We start from the raw sequence: 26,146 nt of genomic DNA on the forward strand, positions 1-26,146 counted from the left end.
CTAAAAATTGTCCGATTGCAATATCACCGCTTATATAAGCTGATCGATTACCTCTAAGAAGTTTCCAAATGTCGTTGCAGTAACATTTTTATATATTAGATTGCTTGCTAAAAAGTGCTTTATTAATATGCGGATTACAGACATTTACAAAATTTGGAGCTGATAAATAAGTTGTTATATTTAAAATTTTTACGTCAAAGGTAGTTTCATGGCTATACATCTGCGGCTAAAGATTTTCTGTAGCTAAACCCGGGCTATCGAATGTGATTGCCTTTGCTTTTGGATAATGAAAATCTCTATGAGCAAAATATAAACTAAGCTTCTGCGAGCCATACACCTAAAGAATGACCTGTGAAAGATAAATTATAATTATTCTCTTCAGCATATTTGGTAATCTCCTTTGTAGCTTCATATGCGGCCGCTTGCTGTGCCACTATCTGTCCAACCTAAAATACTTTTAAAATGAGCTTTAAACGGTGAATTAATTTTGAGCAAATCTAATTTTTCAAATGTAGTACCTCGAGAGGTAAGTACCATTTGTTTTACTTTTTCATTTACATATGCTTACTGCGTAATATCTACCTATTTCAGGCTTGTTAAATATTTTCCTGTCTTTTAATTGTTCATTTCGGGTTTTGACCTTTTCATTATTTTCTTTTTCTACAGTAAAATCTACAATATCATTTTCCGTAGAATCCATATAAGCATGTAAACTAAATAAACCATGGACAAAGTCGGTAGGGTGGTGCTTTATAGTTTTGATTATTTAAGATAATTTTACTTTCAATCTTTTGTACAAGCTCACTAGAAGCATTAGGCACCTTGCCCCAGCTTACATTACCGATAAAATTATTATTTTGGATTTTAGCAGCTATTTCCTCTAGCTGCGGAAGCGTTAAATGTAGATTGCTAAAATCTAAATGAACAAATGAAGGGGCATGCTTTTCTAGACACACTATAATTGTTTGATAGTCACTTATAGTTTGAGAATAGTTAACTAGATTTTTTGAAGAAAACACATCTGCTTTCATAAATATACTTCATAAAATTTTATTAATTGTATTGTATAATACTAATTGAACTGAACTTTGTGTTTTCAGCCGATTTTTTTGAAGCATCATAAATTAAAAGTTATTATTTTCAACTATTATTTTTATTCTGAATTTAAAATTAGATTATTTAAGATCTTATATTATAGGAAAATATAGAATGGTGACCCCTACGGGATTCGAACCCGTGTTCCCACCGTGAAAGGGTGGTGTCCTAACCGCTAGACGAAGGGGCCTTAATTTTAAGTAAGCAATATAGATATATTAGCCATACCGTGGCTATGACCATGGCATGACATTAAGTTAGAAGTTTTATATAACACCTTTGCAAATATTGCAAGTATAAAAATTATAGGTTTACCTTAAGCTTAACACTACCTTGATGACTTCTATAATGTTTATTTAGATAATAATTATAATCCAACGAAATAGTAGTATTTTTGATACTGCCTATAATACCCGTTCCTAAATTATAGGATGTTTTCGGTTGCTTCGGTATTAGATAATTATGTTTGAATGTATTATCAAATATTTTAACAACTCTATTTATTCTTTGGGTTTTCTCTTTAAAATTATGTTCTACCGCTCCTTGGAATGTTAGACTTAAATTATTAAATTTTAGAGCATCTTTTAAAGGTACTGTGACTTTAGTACCGACAATTCCGGACAATATATTATTCTCTTTCATTGTAAGAGCTATTTCTTGTACGTTAACACCGATTTCATTATATACCCCGTCTCGTGACTTCCCGTATCTTAAGCCGATATTCGGGGTAATAACGAACTTGCTCTGCAAAAGATAATTATAATGCAGTAATGCTTCCGCATTATAACTATTATTACGATGTTTTACATTACTTCTAATTTTAGTATCACCATATGAATAAGTTGTTTTATCTTTAATAAAGTTTTTAGAAGCAGATACTAAAGCTTGTAGTGCAAAATTCTTCGGTAATTCTTTTTGTCCGTAAATAGAAACCACATGACTATTAATAAGTTCTTTATCATTATTTTTACTATTTTTAAATTTAAATACTGAATGAACATTACTATAAGCTATACCTACGATATTATTGTCGATTTCAGCATCAAACCCGATAGTAGCACCTTTGTTAGTACCTCTATAACCGGTCATATTCTCAACGCGTCCATGATTATTAGTGCCGTACATACCACGCATCCACAAACCTCTTTTTATATGAGACTCTTCTTCATCACCGGCTCCCACTGCTACCATATTATTAGACATATTCATAGATGCATCTAATCTGTTACGAATCATATTATTTACAATAGTATTAACAACTTTCGCTTGATTTAAAGTAGGAGCGTTTTCTGAAATTTGCGTTTGCATTTCTTTTTTTGCTTCCTGTTCAAGAGGAATAGCAGTATCAACTTCCGTTATTTTAAGATTACCCCAATCGGAATCGGATAATTGCCCTATTGTTTCTTCTTCCTCTTCAAACCCTGAATCATAACTTTCTTCATCTTCGCTACCATCGCCTAATGCTAAACATTCCTTTTCTCTATCGTCACTTAATGCTAATGCACACTCATTACTTGATGCAAGTGCAGGTAATGAAGATAATTGTCTACTTACTTCTGTGTCTTCTTGTTCTTCATCCCCTGCAGGTAAGATAGATTCTGATTTACCATCCGACACTAACATTTCTTGTAACAATGACTGAGCAAGAATATCTGCAGCTTCTTCGCCTGTATACTTCTCTAGAAGTAACGAAGAAATTTTTTCATCATGTTCTTGTAATCGTGCATTTATTGCTAAAAGCATTTTTTCATCTAATTCCTCTACATCCTGTATACGATTACTTATATAAGCCATTGCTTCTTTAATATGATTAAGTTCCTCACTTCTAGAACTTGAGCCAGGCAATTCTTCTATTTCTTGTATTTTATTGCTTAATACTCTTATATAGGTATCTACATAATCTTTATCAATTTCTCTAGTTAGAGTATCTACCGAAGTTACAACATCACGACTACTCAAATCATCACCATTAGAGAAGCTGTTTATGCTACCAACTGAAGATGAACATGAAAATACTGGCTTACTCTCAGTTACCTTAGGTTTAGACTCAGTATCTAGATGCTTTATCTCCCCTTCTAACCAAATCTTTTCTGGATCATCATGATTTAAAGTATCTAACTCCAATTCCTTAGCTTTATAATCATTGGCTATTTTTTTATGTTTAGATTTTAATTCCCCTAATTTCATAACATTAGAATTATTTAAATCCTCTAAGCCACTAACCGAAGGTGAACGGGATAGATTTGATTTGCATCACTAAGTACACTGCTTATGTCATCAATTGAATAGGAACGTAATATTGATACATCTGTGCTTGAAGACTTTTCATTTAAAGAAAATTCTGCTGCTATGGTTTTCCTTTTTGCTTTTAATTGTGATTCTTTTGAAGATAAGTCTAGTGCTTCCATAGCTAACCGCTTAAATTCTGGGTTTTCTGGATCTTGATATTGATCCAATGTGGCAATAGCTTGCTTTTCCTTAACTATTCTAGCTTCCTCTACTTCTAATAATTTATCTTCTAAATCCAAATACTCTAATTTCTTGTCAAGATCGGCACTTCTGAATAATGGCATAGGTAATTCTCGTTTACTAGTATTCGTGTAACTTATAGATGGCTTAGGTTGCTCTGTCTTATATATTGTTTCTGATGCTAAATTCTCATAACTAACCGACTCATATATAGTAGATAAATTAAATAATGGCTGTGTACCTTTTTTAATAGTACTATCAACCAAATTTAGTCTACCTTGTGATCTATCAAGTAAAGCTTCAACTTCCTTTACTACCTCAGGGGGAGCAGTATTATATATTGAAGCATCTACATCTGTAAGTTCTCTCACCATAGTACTATCAACCAAATTTAGTCTACCTTGTGATCTATCAAGTAAAGCTTCAGCTTCCTTTACTACCTCAGGGGAAGCAGTATTATATATTGAAGCATCTACATCTGTAAGTTCTCTCACCATAGTACTATCAACCAAATTTAGTCTACCTTGTGATCTATCATTTATTATAATATTTTTATGATCTTCTCGAAATTGTTGAGCTTGCGGAGAGTTATATAGTGACCCTACATTTATAGTTGGGGTTACAGCTAAATTTTTTGGTAAGCTATCCATATTAGCAGGCGGCATAGAATGACTATTTCCCCCATTTGGATTAAATCCAACATCTGCATCTGTTTCTATATTATTAAAGTATTTATCTGCTCTACTTTTAATAGCATCCAATTTTTTTTCTGCTTTTGAATTATAAGCTTTTATATCTTCCGGTTTGCGTATTAATACCTGCTGTAATTCTTGAGAGATTTTAATTGCTTCTCGGTAATCATTTTCTATTTCCTGTAAAACTAAACTAAGTGATTTTCTTTGTGAAGGACTGGTTGTTTGCAGTATTGCGGTTCTCTTTGCATCTAAAAGGCTTATAAGCTGAGTTGCCTTTTTTGTGAATCCACTAACTACATTATGATTCTCATTTCCCCAAGCGTGGCCAAATTCTCCCTCTTGATCTACTGTTCTTTTTTGCTTTGAGGTTTCTCCATCTTTTTTCCTTTTTCTGTTCTCTGCATAATTTGTTTGCAAAATTGACCCTACTTTTGATACAGCTCTATTTATTATATTACCTTGTTTGTTCTTACTAGAAACTAAATAGGTACTTTCTTCAGTTAAAGTTTCTTGAGGTGTATAATGTAAATATAGCTCTAGATCATCCTGCACACCTAAAGTTTCTGTACGCATTTTTTCTAATTGCAGTTGTTGTATCTCCGGAATACTTCCACTTACATTATTTTTCCTCGATGAGTCACTTTTAGCAACCGTTGTATTTTGTGTTGGTGTTATTAAACTAAGAGTTTCTATAGTTAACGTATCAGGTTGTTTTAGATTCTGAACGAATGCGTCGCCAGCTAAATCTAAATATTCTAATCCTCTTTTGTCAAGCTTTGGACTTGAAGAATATGGTGCAGGATTTTTCCAATTGTTGTCAGATCTCAAGCTTTCATCTGTAGTTGTGGTTTGTAACAATGCTGATTTTTCTTCAAAATTTGATGATATTACACTTTTAGCTGAAGACGAGCGTGATAATACTGGTGTACTGCTTTTTCTTAAATTCTCTTCATACTCTGCATAAGACTGAAATATTTCCTCTTGCTCATATACTTTTTGAGTTTCTGAAATTCTAGCTTGCTGAATTTCATATAATTTCTCGAACAAATCTTCATATGCCTTTATACTGGCAAGATGTGCAATCTCACCTAATTTTTGACTAAATTGATCCGCACTAAACTTTCTCATTTCTGTTGCTAAACTATCTATTACACTATCTATTTGAGCTTGATTTGACTGATTTGGCTGTATGCTATTCAAATAATTAATGTATTGTGAAACCTTAGATTCGTAAATATCTTTTGAATGACTTGGAATAGGGTCCTCTATTTCTTGATTCGGCAACATTACTGTATAAGGTTGCTGCTGAACTTTTCTTGGCACTAAGTACCCCTCTGCATCCTCTGGTTGTTCACATAAAATTCTCTGAACCCCATGACTTAATGGTATGGTTGGCTTTGCTTTTGGCGGCTGCTTATAAGTAGGACCGTCAAAATCACCATTCATTTTATCTTGCATGGCTCGTAATGCCGTTCTACTTGTTTCTTTTTTCACACTAGCAGCTACTTCTTTAGCTTTATCTGATGCCGTTTTTATAGCTTTTTCTTGTTTCTTTATTTCTGATAACTGCTTTTGTGCTTCTTGTTTTTTCTTTTCTCTTTCTGTTCTAGCACTACTTTTTCTTGCATTATCTCCGCTTGATTTATTTTTATTAAATACACCTTGCCGAGCCTCATTAATTCTTGCTTGCTGTGCTTGAAACGCACTAACTTTGGTTGACGCCGTTGTAGCCGGAACTGTTTCCTGCGATTTTATCGAAACTTTATTTGCTGGAATATCTATTTTTTCTATTTTCTGAAATAATCTATCTGCTTTATTGTTTTTACTTGTTAACTCTTTTTCAAGCTTCTTTATTTTATCTTTATTTTTACCTATTTTGATTTTTGTTTCTATCTCTTCAGCTCTTGACTTGAGTTCTTCTGTTGTTTTTTGTGCTGAAGTTAGCTGCGTATACAACTTCTGCAATGGTTTTTTATTTTTTTTACCTGTGGTATCTTTAATAGCCTGTGTTACTTCAGCTAACTTGATTCCTATTATCTCATTAACTCGTGATATATTACTTACCATTCCTGCTGCAATTTCAGTACTGCTTTTTTTTGTAGGCAACGGTACAAATGTCGGCTTCAGAAGAACTTCTGGTTTAACCTGTGAGCTAGATTGCACTGCCTGTTGTTGCGGGTTGCTACTGCTAAACGATAATCTTCGTGCTGCCTTTGAGTTTGTGTTTATGTTTGGTGGTGTATTAGCTCCTAAACTATCATTTGGTTTAGAATCTGAAGTAGGCTGATACGGAGTCGCCGGTGTTGATGATGGAGTACCAGGTGCCGTAGTATAATGTTCAGGTGATGTCAGGGTAGTATTTGGTGTATTAGGTGCAGTGACAAAACCATTTGAATCTGGGCTAAAAGTAGGCGAAGACTCTGTTATTATAATCTCTGATTTTTGAGGCATTTGTTCTATCGATTCAGGAGTATAAGTACTTTGACTTTGTGCTGTTTTTTCAGTGCCTGCAAATGTTTTGCGTCTAGTAATTGGTCGTACTTTTCTTGCTTTTCCGACATCAGACTTACTACGTGCTACCACTTTATAATGATCCTCTATAGGAACATCTTTTAATGGATTAGATGCCTTAGGTTTGTTAGATATTTTCATTTCTCTTATTTCAGATGGAGTATATGTGTTTATTTCTGGTTCCGGTACAATTACTGTTCCTATCTGCTGTGGGGTATTTGTTGTATCTTTGTGTCTGTTTAATTGTGACACGTGATTCAACAATTTATTACTGAGGTCGATACGAAATGCTTCTTTACTCATCGCCATACCCTCAAAAGGTATTGCAATTATTGCTCCTACTGAAATAGAGGCAAACAGAGAATATTTTAAAAATCTTGATTTTTTTAGTAAATGTTGTTCTGTTAACTTATTCATTACAAATATCTCAATTTAAATTAAAATTTTATATACATAACGTTGGACATTATAATAAATAAATTAATAAAAAGCAATATATAAGTTAATTTATCTTAACTTATAATTACAAGAGAATTTGGTTCTAATCATTGAAAATATAACAGATTTTTCATTTTTTGTGTTTATTTAATATTAACCTTTACTAGAAATTCTAATATATTTTTACAGTTTACTTACTGAATGATTATTGCTTTTATTTTTGGCATATTCATCTCTAAATATCGTGTAACTTACATAGCGAAATGCTTTATAAAACTATCATCACTAAAATTAGCGGTAAAATAGAATCGATAAAACCGACTATTATAGGAGGATAAGTAGTATTAAGTCGCATAAAGATAGAAAAAATTAATCGTAACTTACAAAAAGTTAAAATTAGTATACCGAAAAATATATACAAGAAATTAGGGTAAATAACCGAATTACTTTGCTTGCTAAGCTCTATAAGCCGCAAAATAGTATACTACCCGGGGGTTATGATTTTGGTTTTTACGCTTATCTATCTGATATTGGAGCAAACGGCTATGCGATGTCTGAGCCGCAAATTATAGAACGTAATGAAACAAATTTTGATAGTTTTATTTATAGAGTCGTTCCTATATTTATAATAATAGAAAAGCTAGGAAAAGATAAAGGGAATTTTGCAGCTGCAATATTACTTGGCGAGACAAAAGGTTTAAACAGGCAAATAATGCAGGATATGAGGCAAAGCGGTATATCACACGTGCTTTGTGTTTCAGGATTGCATCTATCTTTAGTTGTGATGATTATTTTCCTTACTACAAGGTTTTTATTATATCTTTCAAATTATTTGGCATATAATTTCAATATAAAATTAATCTCTGCTTATTGTTCGCTAATAGGAAGCTTTGGTTATTTAGAACTAAGCGGTATGCAAATAGCAGCGACTAGAGCTTTTATTACTGATGCAATTTTTATTTACGGTATTATATTTACCGGACGCTCTTGCTTTCCCCCTTCGTTCACTTACAATCGCGGCTTTTATAATATTACCGTTAAATCCCGAATATATTTTTCATCCAAGTTTCCAATTATCTTTTATCGCCGTATTATCGCTTGTTGCCGGTTATGAATTTTACTTAAAGAATTCATGGTTACTTGGAGAAAAGAAAGGCATTTTTGGAGCAGTAAAATTTTATACAGCCTCAAATATTTATTCAAGCTTCTTAGCAAGCATCATAACGGCACCTGTAGTAATTAATCAATTCTTTATATTTGCTACTTACTCAGTACCAGCTAACCTCATTGTCGTTCCGATAACGTCATTTTTTCTTATGCCGCTTGCTTTGTTATCTCTGCCTTTTACCATGATCGGGTTTGATAACTATATCTTAAAGCTTATGGGATTCTTTATTGATATAATAATAAAATCAGTCGCCTATTTTAATAGTTTACCGGCTGCTGTATGGTATTTCGGTTATATTACCAATTTCAGCATATTACTCTTTTTATTCGGCTTTTTTGGATTTGTATATGGAAAACTGCTTGGCGTTTGCTTGGTCTTGCAATCATGGCAATATCTTTTATATTTATGTTCTACTCCCCAAAGCCGGAATTAATATTTGATGCAAATCATATGGCGGTAGGCGTTAAAGATAGAGAAAATAAACTAGTAATACATGCTGATACAATACCTGCTTTCAATAGAACTTACTGAGCTAATTGGTTTGGACAAAAAGATAGTATGGTGTTACCTTTAGAGAATAATATTTTTTAACCAACTACGGACAAAAAATTGTCATTAATAAAGATAATCATTGTGAGAAAGCCGAAATTCATATTAAGCTCAATTATAAATCTAAATGCCGTGGGAGCTTAATAACGATTAATAAAGATTTTTTTAAAAAAAGCCCTGTTACACTTATCTTTTGCAATAAAAAGGAATGTACGGTAAAATCTTAGTACCGGACTGTTTTTGTTTTATGTCATTCCCGCTTGGCATTGTTGCGTGGACAGGTTTATCCGTCATTGCAAGGAAAAACTGTAAGTTTTGACTAGGCAATCCAGTAAAAAATGCTTTTTATTATTTTTCTGGATTGCCACGCTCCTTAAGTCGCTTGCAATGACTACTCAGTATCCACGCAACAATGCCAAGCGGGAATGACATAAACGAGCCATATAACAAGGTCCAGTTTTTAGCTAGGATGACATCAAAGTCTTTTTAAAAACTATCCGATACTTTAGGTAAAATCGAATAATGCAAGTTACACACAAAATACTAAAAATCCCCTCAAAAGGATATAGAAAAATCTTGAGTCTCTTAAATGAAAAAGGACAAGCAAGACTTATAGGCGGATGCGTACGTGATGCGTTACTAGATCTCTTGCATAACAAAACTAATAAAGAGGAATTTGAAGGAGACACGGAACACAGAATCGCAATGTACATCGTACGTGAGGATTCGAGTACCGGATCGACGTACAAATTACCTTTAGAAGCAAGTTATCCAAGAGATCGACTTGAGAAAGGTAGCTACGATATAGATATAGCTACTAATTTGACACCTAGTGAAGTAACAAATATTTTATCTGGAGCTAAAATAAAAACTATTCCGACCGGTTTAAAATTCGGCACGATTACGGCTACTTTAAATAATGAAAAATTTGAGATCACGACTCTTAGGAAAGATATTGAATGTAACGGCAGACATGCCAAAATAATATTCACCAACGATTTTGCCGAAGATGCCGCAAGACGAGATTTTACTATTAATGCTTTAAGCTATTGTCCCTTTAAGAACGAGATATATGATTATTTTGAAGGGTTTAAGGATTTGCAGCAGGAAAAGGTTATATTTATAGGGGAAGCTCTAGATAGAATTAAAGAAGATTATTTGCGAATTCTACGCTTTTTTCGGTTTTCTAGCTATTATACGAACCAGCTTGATGATGGCAGCTTTAAAGCATGTAAAGCTTTAAAAGACGGCTTAAAAACTTTATCACGAGAGCGAATTAAAAGCGAAATGGATAAAATTATTGTTTCAAAAAGAGCAGCACAAATTTTAAAAGCTATGTTTGAAATAGGAATATTAGAACTAATATTCTCTATCCAAAATTATGAAATAAAATTTTTTGAGCAGGCAAATGATTTTAAATTAGAATTAGTTACTCGATATGCACTCTTATTATATTGTCAAAAAGATTTAAATTTAAAGGTCTTTCTAGATTGGAAATTCTCAAAACATGAAGCAATACAAATATTATCAATAACGAACTTTCTGAATGACGCTAAATTTAACATGAAAAAAATTTGGTTTGAAAAAAAGAATTATAAGGAATATTTATTAGCAGCTAGCATAATCGGTAAATTAAATCATTCACAAGTAAAAGAATTTATTCTTAAATATGATGCGTTATTACGTCCTAAATTCCAAGTAAACGGTAATGATTTGTTAAATATGAATGTAGAAAAAAAAGAGATAGGAGAAAAACTAGAATATCTAAAAAATTTTTGGATAGAGCAGGATTTTAAACCTAGTAAATTAGAGTTGTTGGCGAAATTATGAGAGCTAGTAAGTCAAACCGTCATTGTGAGGAAAAATTGAAAATTTTGACGAAGCAATCTCGTGCCAAAATCCTGAGATTGCCACGCTCCTTTCAGTCGCTAGCAATGACGATTTGGTATCAACGCAAGCAAGCCTTCACAAAGATGACATACCTAACATTACTATTCCTTACATTCCTCAGCCTTACTAGCTATGCTAAGCCTAAGATAGTTGTAAGTATTATGCCAATCGGCAGTATTGTTTCGATGCTTGTTAAGGATAAAGCGGATATCGAGAGCTTAGCTATTAGTAGTGACTGTCCACATCATTATAATTTAAAACCTAGTGATTTAGTAAAAGTCAAAAATTCTGATATAGCAATTTATATTAATGAACAATTTGACGGTTTTGCCGAGAAATTAATTGATAATCATAGCAAAAACATTATAAAAATCAGTGATATTAAATCTTTAACCACTATAAAAGATAATTGGCATATTTGGCTTGATCTTAATAATGCTGTGATTTTACTACAGGAATTTGCACGAATATTTAGTGAAAATTTTCCTGAGTTACAAGAAGATATTAATAATAACCTTTCAACAGCACTTAAAGAATTAAATAAGCTACAAGAGATTAAAAATAATGAGCTTGCAACGATAAAAGACGTAATTTTATTAAGTGACAGTAGCGAGTATTTTTTTCTTAATACTAATATTAAAACTGCAAAATTATATAGCGACAGTCAAAAAAGCCTCCGATATATAAGCAAGCTAGAAGATTTAATTAAAGAGTCTAATAACAAATGTCTTGTTTTAAGTAATGAACAAAATTCACGATTATACGACAAATTAAACGCTAAAATAATAATATTAAATAGCGAAAACTGGAATGTGCAGAATATAGGTTCCAACACTTTTCAGAATCAATATTTACAAATGATTTATCAAGTTAAAAAATGCATACACTAAATAGCGAAGAAGAGACAAAGAAGCTTGCAAAACTTTTAGCACAAAGCTTAAAACCAAATGATATAGTTTTACTTAACGGTGACCTTGGAGCAGGTAAAACATTTTTTTGTCGTGAAATTATTAAATATTTTTGCGGTGAAAATACAAGCATTATAAGCCCGACTTTTAACTTACTGCAAACATATAAAGCATCTAACTTCACTATATATCACTATGACCTGTATCGTCTTAAATCACCTGAAGAAATTTATGAACTTGGATTTGAAGAGGCATTAAACGGCAATTTAATTTTAATAGAATGGTCTGAAATTATTAAGCATTTACTTACTCCGCCTTTAATCGAAGTAAATCTAGAAGTATTAAATAATAATAAACGTTTATGTAGTATAATAACAAATCATAAAGAAAATTCACAATAATCTTCCCTTATTGATTTTTTACAAGATTCTCCGCTATTCGATACAAAACTTGATATTCAAAGAGATAAAAGGCCTACTAGAAAAGTTAAGTTATAATTATGAACTATTTAATTTTTCTTTTAAATAATTTATAAACTTCTCCATCATTTCTTTTTCCTATAAGAAAGATATTTAATATCTTATTTAAAAAATCCTTACTCTCTTCCTCTCATAAAAAACCGCTTTTACTCGCATTTTTTGCTTGCATTGCCCAATACATATCTTCAAGCTGATTAATTTTCTCATATTCTTCATGTGATATAAGAACAACTATGGGCTTACCGTATTATTAATATCTAACTAATCAATTGTCATGTAATAAAAACGCCTTTTCAATAGGAAGTAATTTTAATTCCGGTAACATCGGCATAATTAAATCTATTCCGGCTTTTTCATTACTATTACCGTGTACCAATATAAAAGAACCATTTTGAACTTTTTCACCTTTAGCAAGCCATGCATTACTCCCAAGCGGAATAAATCCCAAATCTTTTAGTTTTTCTATTAATGTTTGATCGGAAACTAATCCAGGAAAACGAAAGAAAGGTGACGGAGCAATATTATAACTTACTAATATTTTCCCTGCTTCTAATACTTCATTTTCAAAATCATCTTTATTGGAAAGAAGGAAATTATCTTCAAGAGGTTTATCTTTAAAATAAGGATGACTAAATGAATGATTAACCCATGCTATTTGTAAATAACCGTTTTCTTGTTGTTTTAATAACCATAAGAATTCTTCTGTATGCTTATTAATCCATAATCCTGAAACACATATAGCAATCGGAATAGGTTTATTTAGTTTGATCGATAATTCTACGAGCTTTTTAAAAAAATCTTCTTCAAAGCTTTTGGAAGAAGGACACATGTCAATTGTCAAGAACTGTCCTTTTACTTTATACATGCTACTCGTAGCACCGTAATTTTGTTGTATATAAGGTGTAGAGCTATATTTATTTAAAACTTTAATATACGGAGTTTTACTTAATTTTTTTAGAAGATTTTCTTTTTCTATTTTATTCGTAGGTAAAATTACCAGCTCTTGTAGGGCTATTTCAGTTTTAAAAGAATTCGGATCTACTAAAACAAAATATGATTTTTCATTATTTAAATAAGAACGAATAGCAATTCTTATTTTTTTATTTTCAGCAATTACAGGCAAAAATACCGGTTTATAATCAGTTATAATTACTGCTTTTTCACCTGCATAGCTTAAACTAAAAAACAATATTACAAAAATAAAACTTAAAATTCTTTTAATTTATTCGTCTCCATAACGCTCGTATAAAATTCCGCAATTTTCTCTTTTACAGCTAGAGGATCGTTCATTAAATTAACAGCACCTCTAAACTCTGCTGAATTCGGTAAACCACTACTATACCAGCCAATATGCTTACGTGCAATAGGTACACCCACAGATTCACCATAATAATCAAGTATTGCCTCATAATGCTCGGTTACGATATCTAGCTGCTCTGCTATAGAGGGAGCAGATTTTTCTTCACCTGTTTTAAGATAATGATCAATTTGTGAAATAAGCCAAGGTTTGCCATATGCTCCTCTACCGACCATAATACCGTCTGCACCGGATTTTTGTAGGGCTTCTTTTGCCTTAGCAAAATTAGTAATATCACCGTTAGCAATAACCGGAATCTTTACCGATTCTTTAACTGATCGTATAAAATCCCAATCGGCATTACCGGAATAAAACTGGCATCTAGTTCTACCGTGAACAGTAATCATCTGAACACCTGAGCTTTCAGCAATTTTGGCTAAAGTCGGAGCGTTTTTCGTATTATCATCCCAACCTATACGCATTTTAACGGTTACCGGCAACTTAACCGCTTCAACGGTAGCTTCAAAAATTTTAGCTGCCAGCTGCTCATCCCTCATTAGAGCCGAGCCTGAATAACCGCCTACTACTTTTTTCGCCGGACAGCCAAAATTAAGATCGATAATTTTTGCCCCCATACCCTCATTCATTTTAGCAGCTTCTGCTATCAAATTCGGCTCACAGCCTGCTAGCTGTACGCAAGCACTTGTTTCATCATCACGCATAATGGCACTTTTTTTTAGTGACTGTCTAGATTCCACAATCATTGCTCTACTTGCTACCATTTCAGAAACTACAAGCCCTGCACCAAATCTTTTCACCAATCTTCTAAATTCCAAATCCGTAACACCCGACATTGGAGCTAGTATAATATTTGAAGAAAGCTCAATATTGCCGATTTTGATCATAAAAACCGTTATAAAAATAAACACTCATAATATCATAATTAAGTATTTTTGTCTAATATTACTAATTAAGAATAGACAAAAGCCGATTAATCTATTATAAGCTCAAGTTATATTTCTTGTTCTTACACCCATAATAAATGAAAGAACAGTATAGACGAAGATCAACCTGGAAAAGAGCAAGGAGTCTGTAAGCCGAGGAGCGGAGCGTATACTAATACGTGAGTATCTGAGGACTTACAAAGACGACGAAGCTAATTTTTCAAGTTCATCGAGTATATACGGCCACGTAGCTCAGTCGGTAGAGCAAAGGACTGAAAATCCTTGTGTCGTTGGTTCAATTCCAACCGTGGCCACCATCATTCCTTACTTTAAATCCCGTTATTTTATATCTTCAATTAAATTTCTATTGCATCTGTAAACTTATTTTTGTAATTTTAATTAACTTTAGGTTAATAAGGATAAATTATGTTTATACGTATAAAAAAATTTTTGGAATACATAAAGAATCAACACCTGAAGAATCAGATGAAATATTATATAATCAACTAATATCTTTACTAGAAAAATTAACGTGTGTAATACACACAAAAGATGAAGATAAAAAAGAAGTTGAAAAATTAATATTTAATCAATCCGATGAGGATGGTAATACAGCCTTAATTTTAGCTGCTGATGCAGGTTTAGAAGAAGCTTGTTTAAAACTTATTCCCAAGATGTCTGACAGGCTATTAATACGATCGAGGAATATACGTGGTCAGCCTGCATTAACAAAGGCTATGTGGCGTGATTTAGATAATGTTTGTATAGAGCTTATTCCAAGAATGTTTGGGGAAAATATTAACGCTATTGATAAATTCAGAAGGACATTGTTAATGCTTGCAGCCAAAAAAGGCATTATAGCAGTTTCTCTAGAGTTTATTAAGCTGCTGCCACCTGAGATGATTATTCGTGCTGATAATAATAGAAATATGGCTGCAAGCTATGCAGATACAGACAAAGCATTTGCCGAGGTAAGGGAATTATTGCAAGAAAAACAACAAAACTTATTAAAAAATTTAGCTTCATTTCTAAATAAAACTTTTTTATAACAATGGTTTAGATAATTTTTTTAAAATTGCATATGCTACAAAATTCTATAAAAAAGTGAAAGTAAATAAGTAACTATTAGCATCTTATTTACAAGAACAAAATAATAATACTGAATCTATTATAATAACGATGAATAATTTTATGAAATTATTCCCATTTTCCATTGCAGGAGTGTATAAAAATTCAACTGGAAATTCAATCGGATTCTAAAACCCTTTTTTACATTTATCATGCTTACCAAATGAAGCAATATGTTGTATTATCTCCCACTTAGAAAATGAAAAATGGGGATAGATGTTGAGTTGTCTGGAAAAAGTAGCGCTACATAGAATTAATAAAAAGGGACAATTTTGCCTTCATCTTTAATTTTTATGATGCTTATAAATTTTGTTATACAAAAAAGTATTACTTAATATACTGTCGCTTGGTGGAACAAATCATCTATTCTCTTCTGCTTTCAAAAATTGCTCTTTCATTTTATCAAGGATTCGCATCCTCACCTCTCAAAATAAAATTCAATTCTTGAAAGCATTTGAGTATGCTTGCCTCCACCATTTAAATTCTGCTTATTTAATTACTCCCAGTTAATCAGTTTTTTAAAGTAATTAATTTTAATATAACAAAAAGTAATTTTCATTACTTTTTAAAGCTCGTATGTTCAATACAAAATCATTCTTATCATAGATAAAAATTTTAACTAAGTTTAGATATAATACAGTGCCAAGAATAATTGAACGAAATAAACCAAGCGATGCTTTTAAAAGTTGTTTATCGATTATAAGTATAACTTTCGGTATGGTAAATTGAATAAATTTCTAATTAATTTGTAGTCAGAATATGATGTGTAAGGTTTTTTAGCTAAAATAAATTCTATTCTTAATTCCCTATTTATACCATTTGGATAAATTTCACGTAATAAGTATTTGTCTTTAATAAAAAAATCTAGATATGGCTCAATAATAGCTATTTCTACTGTTTTAGTGTTCATAACGGCTTAGTTCTCATTAGTTAAACTTAAATGATTCAAGTTTGATCACCAAGAAGCTAAGCTAAAACCCGATTGGTGATCAGGGAGTTAGAAACACCGTCAACAAGAACAGCTGAGTAGTTTTTAGGCTTAAAGTTAATACTCTAAGCCCTGAACATGACTACTACCTCCCCGACCGTAAAATATCGAGGAATAAACCAATTTAACGGTGATTTTACCGCCTGTTGATGGAGGTTTCTATACTCCAGAACAACCTTAGCTGTTCCAAGATGATTCTAAGCAAAACTTTAAACAAGTCAATATGATTATTGATTTCAAAAATTGGTATTGCTCGCATGACTCGTTTTATGTAATTCCCGCTTTCGCGGAAATGACATCGAGCGGGTTTTTCGAGCCATGCAACAAAGCTTACAGTCGTTTGCAATGACGATATCAATCTTTATTTTGCAATACCTTGTATGCTATCTGTAAAACAAGATTAAATCGAATAGCGGGTTATCCACTCGCGTTGTTATAATACAAGGCTATCATTAGAATCGTTTACTCCTAGTCCTGCAAGCATTATATTCTCCATTCTCGTCACATAGTCATAAGTTGCAGAATAACCTGAATTTATTAATGTTTCTTTTTGTTCAGCTGTGATATCAAAATTTAAAGCTGATATATTATGATCATCAATAAAAACTGTTCTATCATGATTCTGAAAACAACTTATCAAGTCAAAGCTTGTGAGAACTTCAGCTAATGCATATAGTTGATCCACAACAGTAGTAGAATCCATAAACGGTTTAGATTCTGTACCATTCTGATAAGCTTCTAATATTTCTTTATTGATTGGTTTAAACCCAAGAGTTTTATAATTTTTATTATATGTTTGAGGGAGGCTTTGTGCTGCAGTTTTATCATCACACCTCAACCGGGTAATTATTCGTAACTCCACCATCCACATATGTTGAAACTACTCCTTGAACAGTTTTTTGTACGGACTGAAAATATATAGGAAAAGCCCCTGAAGCGTATACGAATTTTATGACTTTCTCATCAGGAGCATTTTCATAAGATAGAATTTCTGGAAATTGAGTACTGAGATTAGTACACACTAAGTATAAATCTATATTTGTTTTTTGACTGTCATGTAGCTGTTTAAAAGTAATATCGGGGTCAAATCCCTTGTCTTCTAATATTGCCCTAAAAATTCTTCTAGATATTTCTCAGAATTTAACCCTCCGTAGAATACAAGGTTATACACTTCCATTTACTAGTATGATCTGAAAATTTATTAAAATCAATTTTCTTAAGTATATCCTCAATTTCTTCCAGTTGATATCCTAGTGCTATGGAGAAAGCAGCTATTGCACCACCGGAAGCTCCAACTACTTTCTGGATATTTTTTTAAACAATCTTTGTCTTTTAATGCCTTTAGAGCCCCTGCATACACGATGACTTTTACTCCACCACCTGCAAAGGCTAAGTTGTTTATTTCTAACATTTTCAATACCTTGATTTAGTTAATATAATTTAGGCTTTATTAAAAGAAATTAGATTATTAATATTTTTGTAAAAATTGATAAGATTTGTACTAAAATAGCCACAATATATTAATTTAATTCTTCTTAATAAAACGTAAATTAATATTAACTAAATATTTTTCTAGATATTAAGATAAATATTAGGTTTATATTAATAAAAATTAATATTTGTGACTTTTTATCTAGATCTTACAATCAAATAGACGTTGTTGCGTGGATCGGTTTTTCCATCATTGCGAGGAATTTGCATAGCAATTGACGAAGCAATCTCAGGAGTTTGTTATTATTTCATGAGACTGCCACGCAGACTACGGCTGCTCGCAATGACGATATAATTCTTTACTTAGCAATACCTTTTATGCCACCTGTAAATTTTGTTGCATAATAAAACTATCACTTATATACTGTCGCTAATGATTAATTTGCTTAAAGTTATATGGTAAGTAGTAATTTTTATAAAAATCTAGGGCCACGAAAACTAACAGCAATTATAGATTTTTTACACGATATTATAGCACCTCCTAAGATTCATGAGGATATAGCTATTCATGATATTAAAATTCTGCATGAAGCATCACCAAATGATATTAGCTTTTTAAGCAATCCTAAATACTCCGAATTTTTAAAAACTACCAAAGCTGCTGCTTGTATAGTGCCGAAAAATTTTACGGGAGAAGCAAATCCAAATACTGTTTTATTACACGCCCAGAACTCATATTTTGCTTACGGCAAATTAATAGATTTTTTTTATGCTCCTATTAAATCATACCCTGCTAAAATAATGAAATCCGCTATTGTTGCAGATTCGGCGACTATCGGAAAAAATTGTTATATAGGTCACAATGTAGTTATTGAAGACGATGTTATTATAGGTGATAATAGTATTATAGAAGCTGGAAGTTTTATAGGTAGAGGCGTAAATATCGGCAGAAACGCTAGAATAGAACAACATGTTTCAATAAATTATGCAATTATAGGTGACGACGTCGTAATACTTGCAGGTGCAAAAATTGGACAGGACGGGTTTGGATTTTCTACCGAAAAAGGCGTACATCACAAAATATTTCATATAGGAATAGTTAAAATCGGCAATAATGTTGAAATTGGTGCAAACACTACTATTGATAGAGGATCACTTCAAGATACAATTATAAAAGATTTATGCCGCATAGATAATTTAGTACAAATAGGGCATGGCGTCAAAATAGGTAAAGGCTCTATTATCGTAGCACAGACAGGTATAGCAGGAAGTAGCACGATCGGTAAATATTGTGCTCTTGGAGGGCAAGTAGGAATCGCTGGACATCTAAATATAGGCGACGGGGCACAGGTAGTGGCACAAAGCGGTGTAGCACAAAATATAGAAGCAGGTAAAATTGTCGGCGGCAGCCCTGCAATTCCTATTATGGATTGGCATAGACAATCTATTATTATGAAACAATTACTAAAGACCTCTAATAGCAAATTAAAAAAGTAGCTTGCTATTGAAAAGAGCTTTGTTGTTGCATGAATACCTGAGTCGTCATTGTGAGCTAGGCTACGTGGCAATCCAAAAAAATTAGCAAAAAGTGCTGATTTTAGTACTTTTTACTAGATTGCTTCGTCAATTATTTCATAATTTCCTCGCAATGACGGAAAATTTACATTAAAGAAGAGATCTAAATAAATGATCATAGATATTACTGAAATCATGGATTGGATACCTCATCGCTATCCATTTTTATTATTAGATAGAGTACTTAAAATTGATCCTAACAAATCAATAACAGGTATTAAAAACGTTACCGTTAACGAACCGCAATTTACAGGACATTTTCCGGCAAGGCCTGTTATGCCTGGTGTTCTAATGGTTGAGGCTATGGCACAATTAGCTGCTATATTAGTTGCTAAATCTTTAGGTTCTACTAAGAATAAAGAAGTGTTTTTAATGGCTATCGAAAATGCAAAATTTCGTAGAATTGTTCAGCCGGGGGATACTATGCATATCCACGCTGTTATTGATCAGCAAAGAGCTAACGTATGGAAATTTTCAAGTACGGTTACGGTCGAAGGTGAAATAGCTGCAGAAAGTAAGTTTACCGCAATGATTAAAGATAAAGCATAGGGACATAGTGTCAAATTCTAATATTCATACTACAGCTGTAATTGCAGAAGGTGCAAAGCTTGGTAAAAATGTAAAAATTGGATCGTATTGTATTATAGGTCCTGAAGTTGTGCTTCATGACAATGTCGAGCTAAAATCCCATGTAGTAATTGAAGGGATTACCGAAATCGGCGAAAATACCGTAATCTATCCTTTTGCATCAATAGGTCAACCTCCACAAATCTTAAAATATGCTAATGAGCGATCAAGCACGATAATTGGCTCTAATAATACTATTAGAGAATATGTTACGGTACAAGCAGGAAGCCAAGGTGGTGGAATGATGACAAGAGTAGGAAATAATAATTTATTTATGGTCGGTGTCCATATAGGTCATGATTGTAAAATCGGCAATAATGTAGTATTTGCTAATTATGTAAGCCTAGCAGGTCATATTGGGGTAGGTGATTATGCAATAATCGGCGGACTATCTGCCGTACATCAATATGCTAGAATCGGTGAATATTCGATGATCGGCGGGCTATCGCCGGTCGGAGCAGATGTAATACCGTTTGGGCTTGTAAGTAGCAAACGTGCGGTGCTTGAGGGCTTAAATCTAATCGGTATGAATAGAAAAGGGTTTGATAAAGTAAAGTCTTTAAGCGCTTTAAAAGCTATCGAAGAAATCTTCTCAGGTGAAGGTAATTTTGCTGAGCGTATAAAACAAATTGCTGAGAAATATAACAATAATTCTATAGTAATACAAATTATCGATTTTCTTAATCAAGATAGTAGTAGAGCATTTTGTCGTTTTGAGAAGTAAATTTATTTAACTAGCGATATGTAACACTTTGTGTTACAATTAAATATTATAAGGAGGATAAAAATGACAAAAAGTATTACGACTAGTATACGCTTAGAAATAAATAACTTGAAAAAGCAACTTATGATTTACACCGTGAAAAAAGCTGGATAATTAGTGAAGCAATACGTATATATCTTAAACAACTAGAAAATTCAGACCTAGCCAAAGAAGCTAAACGTCAATCCTTATTAGCTAGTAAAGAAAACAATCCTGATGCCGACTTATGGTTAAAACACAATGAAGAAAGTTGGTTAGATGAATGGAAATAATAGAAATTAAAAAAAGATATGTTGTTGCTTGGTGTAATATCGGAGATTATGGTAAACCTCGCCCCGTTTTTGTTGTTCAATCTAATTTATATAAAAATCATCCATGTATAACAGTTTGCCCTCTAACACGGATTTAATAGATGCCCCAACTTTTCGCCTGTTGTTGACTCCTACAGAGCTAAATGGTCTTAATTTAGAATCTCATATTATGGTTGATAAAATTAGTGCTATAAGAAGTGATAAAATTCAAAAAAAATTGGTGAATTATCACCTGAACAACTAGAAGAGTTAATTGAAGCATTATGGATGAATTAGCCACTAATTTTCTCATTTTTTCTTGCAAAGAGTTTTGGCGTAAACGAGTTTTTAAGCTCTTAAAATCAACTATTTCTGCATTTTGATTTTGCTGGCTACATGCAAAAATATATTTCTGCTCTCCCTTAACTTTTTGAATACATTGTCCGCAAATTCCTTTCATCATACATTGCATCGATGAATTAACGCTAACTATTATTTTTGTATTTTCACTGAATATTTCATTTTTTAGACTTTGCAATTCTTCTATTATTTCAGGAGAAGCATTAATTATTACTATATCCACTGAAACTAATTTACGGATTTTTATATCAGGATAGGTAACAAATATAACTTCATTATTATTTTCTTTTAGAACTTTTAATAAGCCTATATTACCGGCTTTGAAATCAACAATAACTATTTTTTTATTTTGAGGTATTTCTAGCGGCGAACCTGTCGGTCCCATTAAAACTACTTTCTCATTTTCGGATAATGTTTTACATAAGCTAGTAGATTTACCGACTTCAAAAACTATAAAACTAATTAAGCCTTTTTCTACATCAATATCGATAGGGCTTAAGGCTACAGGCTCTATTAACTTAGCAGCATCTTCAGAATAATTTTGTAAGCGAAAAAACTGTCCGAACTTAAAATTTTTAGCAGCAAGCGGCGAATGAATTATCAACTCAAAAGTTTTATCATCTAAAATATTTATTTTATTAACCCTAGAAGTCAGCAAATAATCAAGCTGCGTACAAAAATCTTTATAGCTACCTTTAAAGCTAGGATTATTATTTATAAGCTTTTTGTTAATAGCGTCGTACCCTTCTTTGGTACTAGCAAGAGCCTTCACTATACTACTCGAATATTTAGGATTACAATCACCGAAATAACTATATTTATCCTCATCGAATTGAGTGTTATTTTCTATACCGATTGCCATAATCACGGTTTTGGTTTTAATGTCATTGCGAGGAAATGCGTAGCATTGACGCGGCAATCTTGTTAAACCAAACTCCTGAGATTGCCACACAGTCTTTGACTGCTCACAATGACGGTTTCGATTCTCAAACTCCACAGATTCCACATGACCGTATTTATCAACATTAATCCTTAAAGGTTGCATATTTTCCTTAAAATCAACACCGAGTGCTAATGCATATATTAGCTCTTCGTGATTTAATTTATATGCCGGCGAATCTTGCAATCTTCCACGATAGTAGACAGTAACACCCCCAAGCTTATTAAAAACCTTTCTTAATTCTTCATTATTCTTAGCTTCTTTAAACAATTTTGCATGAGCAATAAATTCTTCAGCTATTTCTTTATCTTCCTCCGTTAAATCTTTTTCTATATAATCTTCGGCAAATTCCTCTACTTGTTTTTTATAGTAATATAAACTTTCCGTTGCTGCGTCTAAGGAAGTAAGACCGCCACCTATTACCGCAATCGGCATCCTAATTACCATATTAGTACTAGAATTTTTCAAAAATGCCCCTCCGTTTTGCAAAGTCATTAAGAAATCAGAAGCCATTTTTACGCCCTTAGCTTCAAAATTTTCTATATCCAAAACTTTCGGCTGACCTGCTCCAATGCAAAAAGCTATATAGTCAAAACCCAAATCGAAAGCTTGTTCTTTCGTTATATTAAAATCTAAAGCTACTCCGTCATAATATTTGAAATTATTATTTCTCTCTAATATTAGCCGCAATATATCGAGATTGTTTTTATCCCACCGAACGGTAATCCCATATTCCGCTACCCCTCCAAATCCTCTTGGCATTCTTTCCGATAACAAATTTTTATATTCATGCCAAAATTTTATAGGCTTATGAACGTCAAAAGGCAGTAGAGTAATTCTTAAACCGTCAATAGCCACAACATTATGACCTGACCGTAATAAATAATAGCTAAGACTAAAACCTGCAGGACCAAGACCAGTAACTAAAATATTATAATTAGTAGGTTCTTTCGGAAGCGGTGCATAAATATTAAGCGGATTCCAACGAGTAAGCAGTAAATATATCTCTAAGCCGTAAGGTAATTTAAGCGTTTCTTCTAAAATATTTGATTCTATTAATGGGATATTTACCGGATCTTGCTTTTGGTAAATACAAGCTTTTGAGCAATCATTACAAATCCTATGACCTGTTGCTGCAACCATCGGATTATCAATAACGATAATAGCAAGAGCACCTAGGTTAAAACCTTGTGCCTTAACATAGTTCATTTCAGAAATTTTTTGTTTTAACGGGCAGCCTTGTTTTAAATCCGTCATTGCGAGCGACTGCAAGGAGCGTGGCAATCTCGTCAAATCTCCTGAGATTGCCACGTCGCTTCGCTCCTCGCAATGACGATTCTGAGGTTGCAATCCCTTAGAACAGCTATCCTTATCTTGCTTATGGCAATAAATACAATAATGAGAATGGTTTAAAGCTTCATCTAGATTTAAAAAAGAATCTGTATAGTCAAAATCTACTCTCTCATTTTTTTGATATTTTAATATTTTTTTATCGTCTATTAGATTTTCTTTATCTAGTTTTTGTGGGAGGTTGAATAGGATGTTATCCTGTGGCTTGATACCCTCACACAAATAAACCCTATACGCAGCATACCTAGCTGCTATGTCTAATTCTTCTGCAAAACTTTCTTCTGCCTGTTGCCATATAACTATTTGTTTGGCAAATTCTCTAGAAGTAAAATTCGCACCTATTAAATCAGTTAGCTTTAAATACACATCTTCAAAATCAATATCTTTTATTTTTTCCGGTGGATATTTTTTTACGGCAACACGTTGAACAAATTTTCTTTTACATTCATAAATAATATCAAAATCTTTATGTTTTAACCTTGATATCGTTATTTCTTTTGAAATACAAAATAACTCTGCTAAAAAATCGTCTAAATGAGGGGAAATTTTTAGCAAAAATTCGGAATAATCTTTTGGAGTAATGGAGAGAGGAGTCGATCTAAATAACATTATATCTTTATGCAAAGATCTATCGGCTTTAAAGAGATAATCTAAAAATATTTGATCTAATTTTTTAAGTCCGGTTAAATCTAATTCATTAAAATCTAGATTAAAACCAAGTTTCATAAATAATAAATAACTCTTTTAGAAAATTGTCTATAAATTAAATAACTAATACAAACAGTAATAAATGCAACTATAATAGACTTAACTATCAGCATCATATCCGGTAATGTTCCGTCAATCACCAACGCTTGTACGGGTCTTATAACTAAAAAGAACGGATTAAATTCAAAATATATCTTTTTAGACTCCGGAATTAGCGAATATGGATAAACTATTGGTATACTCCAATAAATAACTCCAAGAATAACACTCAACATTTGCGGAATATCTCGAATATACGGCGTTAAAAATGCTACTGCGATAGAACCGCTAATCACGCATATTATTAAGGGCAAAATTAATATCGGCATAAATATTATTTGCCAAGAAAATTTTTCTGGAAATAATAAAATAAAAGCAAAATACATTGCAGAAAATGAGCAAATTAAAGTATATAATTGCCCTAAACTATCCGCAACAGGAAAAAAAGTCTTAGAAATTCTAACTTTTTTTATTATTTGATCACGTGTAACTAAAGAACTTGAACAAATCGTTAAGCTGCTTACTATAAAACTCCACAAAGGAATACCGCCGACTAAGTTCATTACCATAAATTCTCTCGGCTGTCTTAATAAAAAACCAAAAAAATATGAAATTACCATTATGTGAATAAAAGGCTGAATTAAACTCCATAAAGAACCTAAAAAAGAATCTTTATTTTGCCTAATTATAGAAGCTTTAACTAGTAATACTATTGCCCGCCAGTATTTTTTAGAAAAAAAATACTTTATCATTTATGAATTTCCTTGTTGTTGATTATAGATTTTAAACATTTCCGATGGTGTACCATCACCTATAATATTGCCGTCTTTTAATAAAATACATCTATCGCAATTATCTTTTATAATTTCTTCTTGATGACTTACTATCATTGAAATAGGAGTATTTTTAAATTTATTCTTCATTAAACTAAGAGATTTTTCTATAAAATAGCTATCGCCTGCCGCAAAAACTTCATCAAGTAATAGAATCTGCGGATTTTGAAATATCGATACAGAAAAAGCAAGACGTGATAACATACCGGAGCTATAAATTTTTATCGGTAAATCAATTTTACCACCAAGTTCTGAAAAATCTATAATTTCTTTTTCAATTTTTTTGCTATATTTATCCAGCATATTATTATATAGCATTAACATTTTTATATTTTCACGACCAGTTTGCTCAGACTCAAAACCAACTCCCATATCTATAATTGCCGCAATATCTCCATGAACTTTGACTGTACCGGATTTTAACGGATATATTCCGGCGATTAGCTTTAGAAATGAACTTTTTCCCGAACCGTTACTCCCTATAAAAGCTATTTTTTCTCCCTCATAACAAGAAAAATTAATATTGTTTAATATAGGTATATTTGGAGAAAGAGAGACTCCTTTTTTCAAGAAGAAATGCTTTAAACCTTGAGCTCTTTTATGAGTATCAATACCTTCAACATAACCATTAGTTATCTCTATAAATACTTTTGGATGGCTAAGTGACATAA

The 26,146-nt window shown here is 32.3% G+C and carries 16 protein-coding genes, 2 tRNA genes and 6 pseudogenes; 12 read left to right on the forward strand and 12 right to left on the reverse strand.

Going from position 1 to position 26,146, the window contains the following annotated elements:
* Nucleotides 1-550: 550 nt before the first annotated feature.
* The 4 genes and pseudogenes from RAT170B_RS10445 to RAT170B_RS03950 form a co-directional block, all read right to left on the reverse strand.
* Nucleotides 551-700, reverse strand: a complete 150-nt coding sequence (locus RAT170B_RS10445) for a hypothetical protein (protein WP_186786283.1) — start codon at nucleotides 698-700, stop codon at nucleotides 551-553.
* A 13-nt stretch (nucleotides 701-713) separates the two neighbouring features.
* Entirely contained in the window at nucleotides 714-1,031 is a 318-nt protein-coding gene (locus RAT170B_RS03940; RefSeq protein WP_014120442.1) for a hypothetical protein, read from the reverse strand.
* A 179-nt stretch (nucleotides 1,032-1,210) separates the two neighbouring features.
* Nucleotides 1,211-1,285: transfer RNA gene (locus tag RAT170B_RS03945), tRNA-Glu, on the reverse strand.
* A 113-nt stretch (nucleotides 1,286-1,398) separates the two neighbouring features.
* Nucleotides 1,399-7,187 (reverse strand): annotated as a pseudogene (locus RAT170B_RS03950) (autotransporter domain-containing protein).
* A 742-nt stretch (nucleotides 7,188-7,929) separates the two neighbouring features.
* On the opposite strand from RAT170B_RS03950, the pseudogene RAT170B_RS11465 reads away from it, so the two are divergent.
* The 5 genes and pseudogenes from RAT170B_RS11465 to tsaE all read left to right on the forward strand — a co-directional run bounded on the left by RAT170B_RS11465 (nucleotide 7,930) and on the right by tsaE (nucleotide 12,220).
* Nucleotides 7,930-8,809, forward strand: a pseudogene (locus RAT170B_RS11465) (ComEC/Rec2 family competence protein).
* A complete protein-coding gene (locus RAT170B_RS10450) occupies nucleotides 8,761-8,907 on the forward strand; it encodes a hypothetical protein (protein WP_186786284.1) in 147 nt (48 codons plus the stop codon). The pseudogene RAT170B_RS11465 and the gene RAT170B_RS10450 overlap by 49 nt, the downstream one beginning before the upstream one ends.
* A 540-nt stretch (nucleotides 8,908-9,447) precedes the next feature.
* Nucleotides 9,448-10,755: a palindromic element RPE1 domain-containing protein gene (locus tag RAT170B_RS03965; protein WP_045805669.1), complete on the forward strand. Its 1,308-nt coding sequence runs from the start codon at nucleotides 9,448-9,450 to the stop codon at nucleotides 10,753-10,755.
* The gene (locus tag RAT170B_RS03970; protein ID WP_041404290.1) at nucleotides 10,752-11,705 is read left to right on the forward strand and encodes a metal ABC transporter solute-binding protein, Zn/Mn family; all 954 of its coding nucleotides are present in this window, start codon (nucleotides 10,752-10,754) and stop codon (nucleotides 11,703-11,705) included. The genes RAT170B_RS03965 and RAT170B_RS03970 overlap by 4 nt, the downstream gene beginning before the upstream one ends.
* Nucleotides 11,693-12,220, forward strand: a pseudogene (gene tsaE / locus RAT170B_RS03975) (tRNA (adenosine(37)-N6)-threonylcarbamoyltransferase complex ATPase subunit type 1 TsaE). Before RAT170B_RS03970 ends, tsaE begins: the two are co-directional and overlap by 13 nt.
* Before the next feature lie 247 nt (nucleotides 12,221-12,467).
* Here the strand turns inward: tsaE and RAT170B_RS03980 are convergent.
* Nucleotides 12,468-13,424: a polysaccharide deacetylase family protein gene (locus tag RAT170B_RS03980; protein WP_146620341.1), complete on the reverse strand. Its 957-nt coding sequence runs from the start codon at nucleotides 13,422-13,424 to the stop codon at nucleotides 12,468-12,470.
* Nucleotides 13,409-14,404 (reverse strand): tRNA dihydrouridine synthase DusB, encoded by a 996-nt coding sequence (dusB, locus tag RAT170B_RS03985; protein WP_045805755.1) that lies wholly within the window; start codon nucleotides 14,402-14,404, stop codon nucleotides 13,409-13,411. The genes RAT170B_RS03980 and dusB overlap by 16 nt, the downstream gene beginning before the upstream one ends.
* A 280-nt stretch (nucleotides 14,405-14,684) precedes the next feature.
* On the opposite strand from dusB, the gene RAT170B_RS03990 reads away from it, so the two are divergent.
* Both RAT170B_RS03990 and RAT170B_RS11470 read left to right on the forward strand, forming a co-directional pair.
* A tRNA-Phe gene (locus tag RAT170B_RS03990) sits at nucleotides 14,685-14,760 on the forward strand.
* A complete protein-coding gene (locus RAT170B_RS11470; RefSeq protein WP_261368697.1) occupies nucleotides 14,728-15,492 on the forward strand; it encodes an ankyrin repeat domain-containing protein in 765 nt (254 codons plus the stop codon). The genes RAT170B_RS03990 and RAT170B_RS11470 overlap by 33 nt, the downstream gene beginning before the upstream one ends.
* 1,500 nt (nucleotides 15,493-16,992) lie before the next feature.
* Here RAT170B_RS11470 and RAT170B_RS08695 read toward each other — a convergent pair.
* Genes RAT170B_RS08695 through RAT170B_RS12385 form a run of 3 tightly spaced genes read right to left on the reverse strand, consistent with a single transcriptional unit; the run spans nucleotide 16,993 to nucleotide 17,867 of the window.
* Nucleotides 16,993-17,430, reverse strand: coding sequence for an alpha/beta hydrolase (locus RAT170B_RS08695; RefSeq protein ID WP_261368698.1), 438 nt, complete (start codon nucleotides 17,428-17,430; stop codon nucleotides 16,993-16,995).
* On the reverse strand, nucleotides 17,387-17,689 hold the full coding sequence (locus tag RAT170B_RS11475; protein WP_315849888.1) for a patatin-like phospholipase family protein: 303 nt from the start codon (nucleotides 17,687-17,689) through the stop codon (nucleotides 17,387-17,389). The genes RAT170B_RS08695 and RAT170B_RS11475 overlap by 44 nt, the downstream gene beginning before the upstream one ends.
* A gap of 10 nt (nucleotides 17,690-17,699) precedes the next feature.
* Nucleotides 17,700-17,867: a patatin-like phospholipase family protein gene (locus RAT170B_RS12385; protein ID WP_409994154.1), complete on the reverse strand. Its 168-nt coding sequence runs from the start codon at nucleotides 17,865-17,867 to the stop codon at nucleotides 17,700-17,702.
* A 579-nt stretch (nucleotides 17,868-18,446) separates the two neighbouring features.
* On the opposite strand from RAT170B_RS12385, the gene lpxD reads away from it, so the two are divergent.
* The 5 genes and pseudogenes from lpxD to RAT170B_RS08710 all read left to right on the forward strand — a co-directional run bounded on the left by lpxD (nucleotide 18,447) and on the right by RAT170B_RS08710 (nucleotide 21,510).
* Entirely contained in the window at nucleotides 18,447-19,487 is a 1,041-nt protein-coding gene (lpxD, locus tag RAT170B_RS04015; protein ID WP_014013727.1) for a UDP-3-O-(3-hydroxymyristoyl)glucosamine N-acyltransferase, read from the forward strand.
* Nucleotides 19,488-19,676: 189 nt separating this feature from the next.
* Nucleotides 19,677-20,114: a 3-hydroxyacyl-ACP dehydratase FabZ gene (gene fabZ / locus RAT170B_RS04020; RefSeq protein ID WP_014013726.1), complete on the forward strand. Its 438-nt coding sequence runs from the start codon at nucleotides 19,677-19,679 to the stop codon at nucleotides 20,112-20,114.
* Between the two features lie 7 nt (nucleotides 20,115-20,121).
* Nucleotides 20,122-20,916, forward strand: a complete 795-nt coding sequence (gene lpxA, locus RAT170B_RS04025; RefSeq protein ID WP_045805671.1) for an acyl-ACP--UDP-N-acetylglucosamine O-acyltransferase — start codon at nucleotides 20,122-20,124, stop codon at nucleotides 20,914-20,916.
* 63 nt (nucleotides 20,917-20,979) lie between these two features.
* Nucleotides 20,980-21,227 (forward strand): annotated as a pseudogene (locus RAT170B_RS12140) (hypothetical protein).
* 24 nt (nucleotides 21,228-21,251) lie between these two features.
* Nucleotides 21,252-21,510 (forward strand): annotated as a pseudogene (locus tag RAT170B_RS08710) (type II toxin-antitoxin system PemK/MazF family toxin).
* Nucleotides 21,511-21,525: 15 nt separating this feature from the next.
* On the opposite strand, the pseudogene RAT170B_RS04030 reads toward RAT170B_RS08710, so the two are convergent.
* From RAT170B_RS04030 to RAT170B_RS04040, 3 genes and pseudogenes are all read right to left on the reverse strand, one after another.
* Nucleotides 21,526-24,621, reverse strand: a pseudogene (locus tag RAT170B_RS04030) (FAD-dependent oxidoreductase); the annotation flags it as partial.
* Entirely contained in the window at nucleotides 24,618-25,394 is a 777-nt protein-coding gene (locus tag RAT170B_RS04035; protein WP_014013722.1) for an ABC transporter permease, read from the reverse strand. The pseudogene RAT170B_RS04030 and the gene RAT170B_RS04035, both read right to left, overlap by 4 nt.
* Complete coding sequence (locus tag RAT170B_RS04040; protein WP_045805672.1) at nucleotides 25,395-26,144, reverse strand: ABC transporter ATP-binding protein; 750 nt, start codon at nucleotides 26,142-26,144, stop codon at nucleotides 25,395-25,397.
* Between the last annotated feature and the right edge of the window lie 2 nt (nucleotides 26,145-26,146).

Source organism: Rickettsia argasii T170-B (assembly GCF_000965185.1).
Classification (GTDB): Bacteria; Pseudomonadota; Alphaproteobacteria; order Rickettsiales; family Rickettsiaceae; genus Rickettsia; species Rickettsia rickettsii.

Excerpts from the sequence above, each read along its gene's own strand:
- RAT170B_RS03970 (WP_041404290.1), top strand. The coding sequence starts at position 10,752 with ATGAGAGCTAGTAAGTCAAACCGTCATTGTGAGGAAAAATTGAAAATT.
- RAT170B_RS04035 (WP_014013722.1), bottom strand. The coding sequence starts at position 25,394 with ATGATAAAGTATTTTTTTTCTAAAAAATACTGGCGGGCAATAGTATTA.
- lpxD (WP_014013727.1), top strand. The coding sequence starts at position 18,447 with ATGGTAAGTAGTAATTTTTATAAAAATCTAGGGCCACGAAAACTAACA.
- fabZ (WP_014013726.1), top strand. The coding sequence starts at position 19,677 with ATGATCATAGATATTACTGAAATCATGGATTGGATACCTCATCGCTAT.
- RAT170B_RS10445 (WP_186786283.1), bottom strand. The coding sequence starts at position 700 with ATGGATTCTACGGAAAATGATATTGTAGATTTTACTGTAGAAAAAGAA.
- RAT170B_RS04040 (WP_045805672.1), bottom strand. The coding sequence starts at position 26,144 with ATGTCACTTAGCCATCCAAAAGTATTTATAGAGATAACTAATGGTTAT.
- RAT170B_RS08695 (WP_261368698.1), bottom strand. The coding sequence starts at position 17,430 with ATGTGGATGGTGGAGTTACGAATAATTACCCGGTTGAGGTGTGATGAT.
- RAT170B_RS03940 (WP_014120442.1), bottom strand. The coding sequence starts at position 1,031 with ATGAAAGCAGATGTGTTTTCTTCAAAAAATCTAGTTAACTATTCTCAA.
- dusB (WP_045805755.1), bottom strand. The coding sequence starts at position 14,404 with ATGATCAAAATCGGCAATATTGAGCTTTCTTCAAATATTATACTAGCT.
- RAT170B_RS03965 (WP_045805669.1), top strand. The coding sequence starts at position 9,448 with ATGCAAGTTACACACAAAATACTAAAAATCCCCTCAAAAGGATATAGA.
- RAT170B_RS10450 (WP_186786284.1), top strand. The coding sequence starts at position 8,761 with ATGGCAATATCTTTTATATTTATGTTCTACTCCCCAAAGCCGGAATTA.